The following is an 11,055-nucleotide window of genomic DNA, read 5'->3' on the forward strand; positions in this document are numbered from 1 at the left end:
ACGAACTCGGCGGGTGGTGGAGAGCTAGATTTGGCGGCTCAGGATGGCTTGCTTGACCTCTGAGATGGCCTTGGTGACCTGAATGCCACGCGGGCAGGCTTCCGAGCAGTTGAAGGTGGTCCGGCAGCGCCAGACGCCTTCCTTATCGTTCAGGATCTCCAGCCTCATATCTCCAGCGTCATCGCGGGAGTCGAAAATGAAACGGTGTGCATTCACGATCGCTGCCGGTCCGAAGTACTGGCCGTCGGTCCAGAACACCGGGCAACTCGAGGTGCAGGCGGCGCACAGGATGCACTTGGTGGTGTCGTCGAAACGTTCGCGCTCTTCGGCGGACTGCAGGCGTTCCTTGGTCGGTTCATGGCCCTTGTTGATCAAGAACGGCATGATCTCACGGTAGGACTGGAAGAACGGCTCCATATCCACAATCAGATCTTTTTCCACCGGCAGACCCTTGATTGGCTCCACGGTGATCGGCTTGCTGGTGTCCAGGTCCTTCAGCAGCGTCTTACAAGCCAAGCGGTTCCGGCCATTGATTCGCATCGCATCCGAGCCGCAGACACCGTGTGCGCAGGAGCGGCGGAAGGACAGCGAGCCGTCGTGCTCCCACTTCACCTTGTGCAGCGCATCAAGCACCCGGTCGGTGCCGTACATGGTGAGCTTCCACTCATCCCAGTGCGCCTCCTCGCCGTCGGGTCCGCCTGCTTCAGGGTTGTAACGGCGCACCTTGAGGGTGATATCGAAGGTGGGGATTTCGCCACCGCCGCCCACACTGGCAGGCAAAGTAACCTTTGATGCCGGTTCCGGGGCGGTTTCGGCGGTCTCAATCGCGGTTGTCATTAGTACTTCCTCACCATGGGCTCGTAGCGGGTGAATATGACGGGTTTGGTGTCCAAACGAATGCCAGCAATGTGCTCTGATTCGGCACCGTTATCCAGATAAGCCATTGAGTGCTTCATGAAGTTCTCATCGTCGCGGTCCGGGAAGTCCTCGCGGAAGTGACCGCCGCGGGATTCCTGACGGTGCAGAGCCGCAACAGTCATCACCTTGGCCAGTTCAAGCAAGAAACCGAGTTCCACGGCCTCGAGTAGATCAAGGTTGAAACGCTTGCCCTTGTCCTGCACGGTGATCCGGGAGTAACGCTCCTCGAGTGAAGCAATGTCCTTAAGCGCCTGATCCAGGGTTTCGGCGGAGCGGAACACCTGCATATTGGCGTCCATGGTGTCCTGCAGTTCCTTGCGGATCGCGGCAACCTTCTCACCGCCATCGGAGTTACGCACGTGCTCCAGCAGGGAGACGGTGTAGGCTTCCGGGTCTTCCGGCAACTCAACAAAATCAGCCGTCTTGGCGTATTCAGCGGCGGCAATACCGGCGCGTTTGCCGAAAACGTTGATATCCAGCAGTGAGTTGGTGCCGAGCCGGTTGGAGCCGTGCACCGAAACGCAGGCCACCTCACCGGCGGCGTAGAGACCCGGGATCACAGTGTCGTTGTCCTGCAAGACCTCGGCGGAAATGTTGGTCGGAATGCCGCCCATTGCATAATGCGCGGTGGGGAAGACCGGAACCGGCTCGGTATAGGGTTCGACGCCGAGGTAAGTGCGGGCGAACTCGGTGATATCGGGCAGCTTGGCATCAATGTGAGCGGGTTCCAAGTGCGTCAGATCCAGCAGCACATAATCCTTGTTCGGGCCGCAGCCACGGCCTTCGCGCACTTCATTGGCCATCGACCGGGCGACAATATCTCGCGGCGCCAAGTCCTTGATAGTGGGGGCATAACGCTCCATGAAACGCTCGCCGTCCGAGTTACGCAGGATGGCGCCCTCGCCACGCGCGGCTTCGGAGAGCAGAATGCCGAGCCCGGCCAGACCGGTCGGATGGAACTGGAAGAACTCCATGTCCTCCAGCGGGATGCCGCGGCGGAAGGCAATTGCCATCCCGTCGCCGGTCAGGGTGTGCGCATTCGAGGTGGTCTTGAATACTTTGCCTGCGCCACCGGAAGCGAAAACCACCGATTTGGCCTGGAAGACATGCAGTTCACCGGAGGCCAGGTCGTAGGAGACCACGCCGGCGACTCGCTTCTGGCCGTCGGCATCCTCCACCGTGAGCAGGTCGAGCACGTAGTACTCGTTGTAGAACTCAACCTGGTGCTTGACGCAGTTTTGATACAGGGTCTGCAGGATCATATGACCGGTGCGGTCGGCAGCGTAGCAAGCACGACGTACCGGCGCTTTGCCGTGGTCGCGAGTGTGGCCACCAAAGCGGCGCTGGTCGATCCGGCCCTCCGGGGTCCGGTTGAACGGCAGGCCCATCTTTTCCAGATCCAGCACGGCGTCGATTGCCTCTTTTGCCATTACCTCGGCGGCATCTTGGTCAACCAGGTAATCGCCGCCCTTGACGGTGTCAAAGGTGTGCCATTCCCAGTTGTCTTCCTCAACGTTCGCCAGTGCGGCGCACATGCCACCCTGGGCGGCACCGGTGTGCGAGCGGGTGGGGTAGAGCTTGGTCAGCACGGCGGTTCGAGCGCGTTGGCCGGATTCAATAGCAGCGCGCATACCCGCGCCGCCGGCTCCGACAATCACCACATCGTACTTATGGACCTGCATGCAACCACTCCTTGAGAGGCAAAAAAGAAAATCGAAGAGAAATTAGGGGGCGGGGCAGAAGCTGCCCGGTAGCGGCACGCCGTCGGCGCCGACGACGCAGGGGTCGAAGGTGAAGATCACCAGGGTGCCGAGCGTGATGATCACCACGGTGGCAATGTAGAGCACCGTCTTGAGAGTGATCCGAGTGCCGGATTTCTCGGCGTAGTCGTTAATGATGGTGCGGACGCCATTGGTGCCGTGCAGCATCGCGAGCCAGAGCATCAACAGATCCCAGATCTGCCAGAACGGGCTGGCCCACTTACCGGCCACGAAGCCGAAGTCGATAGCGTGCACGCCCTCGCCAACCATCAGGTTCACGAATAGGTGGCCGAAGATCAGCACCACCAGCACAACGCCGGAGAGCCGCATGAAGAGCCAGGCGAACATCTCGAACTTGGAGCCCGAGCCCTTATTGCGCTTGTAATTGACTTTGCTGCGTCCGCTCCGCGGAGCTTCAATGGTCGTCATTTTAGTGACCTCCCCAGAGTGGCGGGAGCACAATGCTCAATTGGCGGATCAGGAAGGGAACCATGGTGACAACCCAGAGGCCGAGCACACCCCAGAGCAGCTGACGCTGGTACTTGGGCCCCTTCTTCCAGAAATCAACGAGAATGATTCGAATGCCGTTGAAGGCGTGGAACACGATGGCCGCTACCAGAGCTGCTTCGCCGAGTCCCATCAACGGGTTCTTATAGGTGCCGATTACGGCGTCATAGGCTTCCGGTGAGACCCGCACCAAGGAGGTGTCCAGGACGTGCACCAATAAGAAGAAAAAGATCACCACACCGGTAACACGATGTCCCACCCAAGACCACATGCCCTCGTGGCCGCGATATAGGGTGCCAGCTGGTTTCGTCGGCACTGAATAAACCTCCCGGTAATGCAACTGCACGCAACTCTTACTGAGCGGCAAATCGCGCTCGACAAATAGCTCGCCGCAGTTGCGCTAGTTCAGCTAGCTCAAGCCTAAATCTAGGCTTCGCTCACAGCTTACTCAACTTAGGCTTCCCTTGCTCTGTGCAGCAGATCACAAGCCACCGTGTTGCAGCTCATCTCCGTACCTTAGCCACCGATTTACCCTCCTCTTTTCCCGTCGAGTGTCGAGTTGTGGGGCCTAAAACCCAGTTTTAGGCCCCACAACTCGACACTCAAGCCTTAGGGTGTGAGCGGATATCAGGGCGGGGGAGTGCTTGGTGGGCTAAAGTTATCCGCAATGACTTCCAATGACTCAACCGATACCCCGGCGCTGACTCCCAGCCAACTGACCGCGCTCGAAAACTTTCACGCGGTAATTCCAGCGGGCGGCGTGGGCACTCGGCTCTGGCCACTTTCCCGGGCCGCCGCACCTAAATTTCTGCATGATCTGACCGGTTCGGGCAGTACTTTATTGCGGGCAACTTACGATCGACTGCACCCGCTTGCCGGGGACCGGATGATGGTGGTGACCGGGGTGGCGCATCGCGAAGCGGTCTGCCATCAGCTGCCCGAGGTGCCAGACTCCGAACTGGTGCTGGAGAGTGAGCCGAAGGATTCGGCGGCCGCGATTGGCTTGGCCGCCGCCATCCTGCACCGCCGGGATCCCTCGATCATCATGGGTTCCTTTGCGGCTGACCATGTGATTAGCCCCGACCAAACCTTTCAGGCTGCGGTCCGCGAGGCTATTTTGACCGCCGCCCCTGCCGAGGACTCGGAAGGCAAGATCGTTACCATCGGCATTGAGCCGAGCCATCCATCCACCGGATTCGGCTATATCCGGATCGGTGAGGCTCTTTCGGTCGCCGGCGCACCGCATGCCCACTCGGTGGTGGAGTTCGTCGAGAAGCCGGATCAGGCTACCGCTGAAAAATACCTGAAGAGCGGCGATTTCAGCTGGAACGCGGGCATGTTCGTCGCCCCGGTGGCGCTGATGCTCAAGCATCTGGAAAAGAATGAGCCCGAGCTGTACGCCGGCCTGAATGAGATCGCCGAGGCTTGGGATACCGATCAGCGCGGGGAGGTCACCGCTCGAATTTGGCCGACGCTGCCCAAGATTGCGATTGACTACGCGGTTGCTGAGCCGGCCGCAGCGGCCGGTGACGTTGCGGTCATCCCAGCCGCGTTCCGCTGGGATGACGTCGGCGACTTTGCCGCTATTGGTCGGTTGAACAGTGCTAACGAGGTCGACGACGTCACTGTGCTGGGTGAAGGTGCCCGAGTTTTCACCGAGGATGCTTCCGGTGTTGTAGTGACCGATACCAAACGAGTGATCGCGCTGATCGGCATCGACGACGTGGTGATAGTCGACACCCCGGACGCGCTCTTGGTGACCACCACTGCGCACGCCCAACGAGTCAAAGCCGCCGTCGACGCGCTCAAGGCCAATGGCGATATGGACGTGCTCTAACTCGGTTGTGCCCGTCCGCCGAGTTCGTGGTTTAGTCTCGGATTCGCTAGTAATTACTAGCGAATCCGAGAGGTACCCGCGAACTCACGGGGGATTGAGGACGATTGCCTGTTACACGGTGATTACGTCGAATTCCTGCTCATTACCGGTGAAATGACCTCCAGTCGCTAGAGTTTCGTTGTGCGTAACTACTCCCATGAGGCGGAACCGACCGAAGCAATTGGCCCCTGGCTGGAACCTCTGCTCCCGGAACTCTTGGAATTCCGTCGTGATTTGCATGCACACCCGGAACTTTCCCGCCAGGAGCATCGCACCACCGACAAGCTGGTGGAAAGACTCAGCGCGGCGGGACTTGAGCCGCGGCGTTTGGAGGGCACGGGAGTCATTATCGACATCGGTGAGGGCCCGATCGCCACCGCGTTGCGCGGCGATATTGATGCGCTGCCGGTGATCGAGGAGACCGGCCTCGCCTTTGCCTCCACCAACCACGGCGTGACCCACGCCTGCGGTCACGATGTGCACACCACCACGATGCTCGGCATTGCTTTGGTGCTGGATGCGATGCATCGCAAAGATCCGCTCGGCGCCACGATCCGGATCATCTTCCAGCCCGCCGAGGAGATGCAGCCCGGCGGCGCGCTCGACTGCATTGCTCAGGACGCGCTACAAGGGGTACCTCGGATTATGGCCCTGCACTGTGACCCGCGGATCGAAGTGGGGAAGGTGGGCACCAGAATTGGCTCGATCACCTCGGCTTCGGACACCATTAAGATCGAGTTGACCGGGCGCGGCGGGCATACCTCACGACCACACCTGACCGAAGATCTGGTCTTCGCGCTGGCTCAGATCGCCATCAATGTCCCCGCCGTGCTTTCTCGCCGGGTCGATGTACGCAGCGGAGTCTCGGTGGTCTGGGGCCAGATTCAGGCGGGGGCCGCCCCCAACGCGATCCCGGCTAATGGTTTTATGGCTGGCACCATGCGCTGCCTCGATCGTGATGCTTGGCATTCGGCCGGGGAACTGCTCGACGATGTGGTTCAGCAGGTTGCCGCGCCGTACGGGGTCGACGTACACCTTGAACATATTCGTGGTGTGCCACCGGTGGTCAACTCGGAACACGAAACCGCGATCATTGAAGCGGCGGCGCGGGCTGAGCTCGGCGAAGACGCAGTGGTGTTGACTCCGCAGTCGATGGGCGGCGAGGATTTCGCCTGGTTCCTGCAGGACATCCCTGGCGCCATGATGCGCTTGGGCACGCACACTCCGGGTGGGGAAGTGTATGACTTGCATCGCGGTGATTATGTCGTGAACGAGGACGCCTTGGCCAACGGCATTAGGGTCCTCGCGGCCGCAGCGCTGCGCACCATTCGCGATCTACGCTAGCTGAGGAATGCCTTGCTGAGCGCTGCATGGCAGCGTTCAGCTGGAGTTCAATAGGTAATTGAGTTGTGCACAATTTAATTGTGGTCTACTGTGTTTATATGAGCGAAAGACAAGTCCTTAAAAGCCAAGTGTGCTTTGCGCTGTACTCAACATCGCGTTCCTTCACCGCTCTCTATCGGCCGATGCTCGAAGAGCTCGGGCTGACCTACCCGCAATACCTGGTGCTATTGCTGCTCTGGGAGCGGGACCAGGCCACCGTCAACGAGCTAGGTGAGGCCCTGCAGCTCGATTCGGGCACTCTTTCGCCGCTGCTCAAGCGGATGGAAACGGCGAGCCTGATTCGTCGCCGCCGCTCGGCAGAGGACGAACGACGAGTGGAAATCGAACTCACCGAGGACGGCGTCGCCTTGCGGCAACGGGCCAGCCTGATTCCACAAAGACTTGCCGAGGCATCCGGGGTGAGCCCCGAAGAACTTCAGCAACTGTGCGCCACTCTAGGCAAACTCAATGCCTCGGTGCGCCAAATAACAGCCAACTAAAAATTCATCGAGAAACAAGTAGGAGCATCATGAAAGCGCTTTACACAGCAGAAGCCCTAGCTAGTGGAGATGGCCGTGACGGTCAGGCTCGCACCTCGGACGGCAAGCTTGAGGTTACCTTAGCTACCCCCGTCGAGATGGGCGGCAGTGGTGAGGGGACTAACCCGGAACAGCTCTTTGCCGCTGGTTATGGTGCCTGTTTCCACTCGGCGCTGCGCGTGGTAGCCCGGCGCCAGAAGGCTGACGTTTCCGACTCGACGGTGCTGGCGAAAGTGAGCATTGGCTCGAATGGTCAGGGCGGTTACGGCCTAGCGGTCCAGCTTGACGTTTCGCTGCCCAAGGTCGAGGCTGCCACCGCTCAGGCTTTGGTCGAGGCAGCTCACCAGGTCTGCCCCTACTCCAACGCCACCCGCGGCAATATCGAGGTCGAACTGAACGTTGCCGAGGTAGCCGCATGAGCCTGCCGACGAGCACTAAGCAGTTTGAACTCGCCTCGCGACCTGAGGGATGGCCGACGCTGGAGAACTTCCGGCTAGCCGAGGCGCCGCTAGCCGAGCTGGGCGAAGGTCAGGTGCTGGTAAAGAACCATGCCATCTCGGTTGATCCGTATATGCGGGGCCGGATGAACGACGTGAAATCATATGTGCCGCCGTTCCAACTTGACCAACCGCTCGAAGGCGGTGCGGTTGGTGAAGTGATCTCCAGTCGGGCCGAGGGTCTGATCGCCGGGGATATCGTGGTGCATGGCCTGGGCTGGCGTGAATATGCGGTGCTTGACGCCGGATCGGTCAAGAAGGTCGACGCCTCGCTGGCGCCCGAAACGGCTTTCCTCGGTGCGCTGGGGATGACCGGGCTGACCGCTTATGCGGGCTTGGTAAAAGTAGCTGATTTTAAAGCAGGTGACGTTGTTTTCGTCTCTGGCGCGGCTGGAGCGGTAGGGTCCTTAGTTGGTCAGATCGCTAAGGCAATGGGAGCCTCGTGGGTTATCGGTAGTGCGGGCTCCGCCGAAAAGGTAGCCAAGCTGCTGGAGCTAGGTTTCGATGCGGCTTTCAATTACCACGACGGCCCGGTGAAGGATCAACTCGGAGCGGCCTTAGCGGAGGCTCCGGCGGGAACCACCGGCATTGATGTCTATTTCGACAATGTCGGCGGCGAACACCTCGAAGCGGCCATTTCGACGCTCAATCCCTTTGGCCGGGTGGCTTTGTGTGGAGCAATCAGCCAGTACAACAGTACCGAGGCACCAACCGCCCCTCGCAATCTGGCGCTTGCCATTGGTAAGCAACTCACGCTGCGTGGCTTCATCGTCGGTTCCTACGCGCAGTATGCGGATGAATACGCCGCTCTGATTGCACCGTGGCTGGCGGACGGGAAGATTCGCTACGAAGAAACCGTTGTGCACGGTATTGAGAACACTGCGCAAGCCTTCATCGATATGCTCGGCGGCGCCAATACCGGAAAGATGGTCATCACCCTTGACTGAAGCAGCTGCGCCCCACGCCCACGAAACTAAGGTCCCGCTCTCGGTGCTGGACTTGGCCAGCGTGGGGGTGGGACGCAGTTCTGCGCAGGCGCTCGCCGCCTCCACCCGTTTAGTGCAGGCTGCTGATCGGCTGGGCTATGCCCGTTATTGGGTGGCCGAACACCACAATATGCCCGCTGTGGCGTCCACTAATCCGCCGGTCTTAATGGCGCACCTTGCCGCTGCCACCGAGCGAATTAAGCTTGGCTCCGGCGGGGTGATGCTGCCCAATCACGCTCCATTGGTGGTCGCCGAGCAATTCGCGTTATTAGAGGCCCTGCACCCGGGACGGATAGATCTTGGTATTGGCCGGGCACCTGGCACCGACGGCCTCACTGCACAAGCCCTAAGGCGGCATTACTCTCCCTCTGGGGGTGCGATGAGCATCGAGGACTTTCCGCTGCACGTGATGGAGACCATGGCGATGCTGGGCGATGTTCGACCGGAGCTCATGGAGGCTGATTCTTCCCTCCGGGGACCGCGGGCTTCGTTGGCGGCAACACCGAATGCCGAGTCTTATCCAGAGATCTGGTTGCTCGGTTCATCAGGTTATAGCGCGCAGATGGCAGGCATGCTCGGGCTGCGTTACAGCTATGCGCACCATTTTGCTCCCGATGCGCTGGCCGCCGTCGACCTTTACCGTCGCTCCTTCCAACCCTCGGCGGTGTTAGCGGAGCCACACGTAATGATCGCTACCAGCGCTTTGATCGCGGAAAGTCAGGAACGGGCGGAATTCCTGGCCGGGCCTAGTCGGGTGCAGGCCCTAGCTTTGCGCACCGGCATGCTCGGGCCGATCGTCACCCCGGAGCAAGCGGCAGAACGAGTCTTCAGCGAGGCTGAGCTTGCCGCGATGAAGAATCTGCCAGCGATCAAGACAGTCGGCACCGCGGAAACGGTGATTCCGGAACTGCGCGCTCTGGTCGCCGAGACCGGAGCCGATGAACTGATGGTTACCGGCTACACCTACGAGGTTGAAGACCGGATCAATACCCTAGAAGCGCTCGCACGGAACTGGTAATCACTGATTCCATCCTGGTGACGGTGAACCTGCCCTCCCGTGCGCTGAGAACGAGCGGGGGACTCGCTCCTAGCGTTCGCGCGGGGCTCATAGTTGGTAACGAATTCCCAACAATGCGTTCCGAAGTGGTAGGTGGGTTTTTCTCAGTGGGCCTCGTCACACTAAGATAAGGTGATTATTGCGCCAACCTTAGTCGGGGGACTCTCCTGAGTAAGGGCCCAGGCGTAACACCACGAAGGCATTCAGTGAAAACAGAGATGCTTCTGACGCATCGCGCCAGGGGGAACGGCCACTCATTGAGACTTCCTGTGGACTCGCATCTTAAATTGGGACTTTCTGGAGGAAAATTGAAGAATTTGTCGCGACGCACTGCGGTTCGCGGGGCCACTATTGGCACCGCAACCCTCACCGCAGCCGCCTTGTTACTGACCGCCTGTGGTGCCGCACCGGGCAGCGACCCGAGCGCATCTGGCAGCGGCAGTGCGCAGTCAAACCCGAACTACACCGGTTGTATCGTCTCTGACCGTGGTGGTTTTGACGATCAGTCGTTCAATCAGTCCAGCTACGAGGGAATGAAGAAGGCCGAGACTGATCTGGGCATTAAGGTGAAGCAGGCGGAGTCAAAAGCTCAGGCTGACTTCGTGCCGAACCTCAACCAGATGATGCAGGCCAACTGCAATCTGACCGTCACCGTTGGCTTCTTGCTCTCCGAAGCAACGAAGTCCACCGCGGAAAAGAACAAAGAAGCTCACTTCGCGATCATCGATGACAACCAGATCAAGCTTCCCAACGTGAAGCCGATCATCTACAACACGGCGCAGGCCGCCTTCTTGGCCGGCTACGCCGCCGCCGGCAGCAGCAAAACCGGTAAGGTTGGCACCTTCGGTGGCATTAAGATCCCGACCGTGACCATCTTCATGGACGGTTTCTACGACGGTGTGCAGTACTTCAACAAGCAAAAAGGCAAGAATGTTCAGGTCCTCGGTTGGAACAAGAGCAGCCAGCAGGGCGCTTTTGCTAACACCTTCGACATCATCCAGGAAGGTACCAAGAACGCTCAGAACCTGATCAACGAAGGCGCTGACGTCGTGATGCCGGTCGCCGGGCCGCTCGGCACCGGTGCGGGCGATGCCGTACTCGCTTCGAATAAGAATGGCAAAGACGTCAAACTGATCTGGGTTGATTCCGACGGTTACCTGACCGCTCCGAAGTACAAGTCCATCATCCTGACCTCCGTGGTGAAGAAGATGAAGGAAGCCGTTGAGGAGGTCGTCAAGGCTGACCTGGACGGCAAGTTCGACGCCACTCCTTACGTCGGTACCTTGGAAAACCAGGGCGTTGACATTGCACCTTTCCACGATCTTGAGTCCACGGTTCCGGCTGACGTGAAGTCGGAACTCGACCAGGTCAAGAAGGACATCATCTCGGGCACCATCAAGGTTGAATCCGCGGCTAGCCCTAAATAAGCAACCAATACCTTTGAGCGCTGTCTGCTGAACCATCAACGGTCCAGTAGACAGCGCTCAGCGTGTGCTAGAGTGTACGCCGCGCTGCCCACAACTGATGATTGG

11 protein-coding genes are annotated in these 11,055 nt (G+C 59.5%); 7 read left to right on the forward strand and 4 right to left on the reverse strand.

Annotation, left to right across the window (positions count from 1 at the left end; all coding sequences use genetic code 11):
- Window positions 1-24: 24 nt before the first annotated feature.
- Genes UM93_RS00260 through sdhC form a run of 4 tightly spaced genes read right to left on the reverse strand, consistent with a single transcriptional unit; the run spans window position 25 to window position 3,501 of the window.
- The gene (locus UM93_RS00260) at window positions 25-837 is read right to left on the reverse strand and encodes a succinate dehydrogenase iron-sulfur subunit (RefSeq protein ID WP_045072945.1); all 813 of its coding nucleotides are present in this window, start codon (window positions 835-837) and stop codon (window positions 25-27) included.
- Window positions 837-2,600 carry a succinate dehydrogenase flavoprotein subunit gene (gene sdhA / locus UM93_RS00265; protein ID WP_045072946.1) on the reverse strand — a complete coding sequence of 588 codons (1,764 nt, stop codon included), beginning with the start codon at window positions 2,598-2,600 and terminating at the stop codon, window positions 837-839. Before sdhA ends, UM93_RS00260 begins: the two co-directional genes overlap by 1 nt.
- A 42-nt stretch (window positions 2,601-2,642) precedes the next feature.
- Complete coding sequence (locus UM93_RS00270) at window positions 2,643-3,107, reverse strand: succinate dehydrogenase hydrophobic membrane anchor subunit (protein WP_045072947.1); 465 nt, start codon at window positions 3,105-3,107, stop codon at window positions 2,643-2,645.
- Window position 3,108: 1 nt separating this feature from the next.
- Window positions 3,109-3,501 (reverse strand): succinate dehydrogenase, cytochrome b556 subunit, encoded by a 393-nt coding sequence (sdhC, locus tag UM93_RS00275; RefSeq protein ID WP_082057219.1) that lies wholly within the window; start codon window positions 3,499-3,501, stop codon window positions 3,109-3,111.
- 351 nt (window positions 3,502-3,852) lie between these two features.
- Here sdhC and UM93_RS00280 point away from each other — a divergent pair, with 351 nt between their 5' ends.
- The 7 genes from UM93_RS00280 to UM93_RS00310 all read left to right on the forward strand — a co-directional run bounded on the left by UM93_RS00280 (window position 3,853) and on the right by UM93_RS00310 (window position 10,950).
- Entirely contained in the window at window positions 3,853-5,022 is a 1,170-nt protein-coding gene (locus UM93_RS00280) for a mannose-1-phosphate guanylyltransferase (RefSeq protein ID WP_045072951.1), read from the forward strand.
- A 180-nt stretch (window positions 5,023-5,202) separates the two neighbouring features.
- Window positions 5,203-6,405 carry an amidohydrolase gene (locus tag UM93_RS00285; protein WP_045072953.1) on the forward strand — a complete coding sequence of 401 codons (1,203 nt, stop codon included), beginning with the start codon at window positions 5,203-5,205 and terminating at the stop codon, window positions 6,403-6,405.
- Window positions 6,406-6,503: 98 nt separating this feature from the next.
- Entirely contained in the window at window positions 6,504-6,944 is a 441-nt protein-coding gene (locus UM93_RS00290) for a MarR family winged helix-turn-helix transcriptional regulator (protein ID WP_045076628.1), read from the forward strand.
- Between the two features lie 29 nt (window positions 6,945-6,973).
- Window positions 6,974-7,402 (forward strand): organic hydroperoxide resistance protein, encoded by a 429-nt coding sequence (locus tag UM93_RS00295; RefSeq protein ID WP_045072954.1) that lies wholly within the window; start codon window positions 6,974-6,976, stop codon window positions 7,400-7,402.
- Complete coding sequence (locus UM93_RS00300; RefSeq protein WP_045072955.1) at window positions 7,399-8,427, forward strand: NADP-dependent oxidoreductase; 1,029 nt, start codon at window positions 7,399-7,401, stop codon at window positions 8,425-8,427. Before UM93_RS00295 ends, UM93_RS00300 begins: the two co-directional genes overlap by 4 nt.
- Entirely contained in the window at window positions 8,420-9,484 is a 1,065-nt protein-coding gene (locus tag UM93_RS00305; protein WP_045072957.1) for an LLM class flavin-dependent oxidoreductase, read from the forward strand. The genes UM93_RS00300 and UM93_RS00305 overlap by 8 nt, the downstream gene beginning before the upstream one ends.
- 347 nt (window positions 9,485-9,831) lie before the next feature.
- A complete protein-coding gene (locus tag UM93_RS00310) occupies window positions 9,832-10,950 on the forward strand; it encodes a BMP family lipoprotein (RefSeq protein WP_422784943.1) in 1,119 nt (372 codons plus the stop codon).
- Window positions 10,951-11,055: the final 105 nt, after the last annotated feature.

It is taken from the genome of Psychromicrobium lacuslunae (genome assembly GCF_000950575.1).
Lineage (GTDB): Bacteria > Actinomycetota > Actinomycetes > Actinomycetales > Micrococcaceae > Renibacterium > Renibacterium lacuslunae.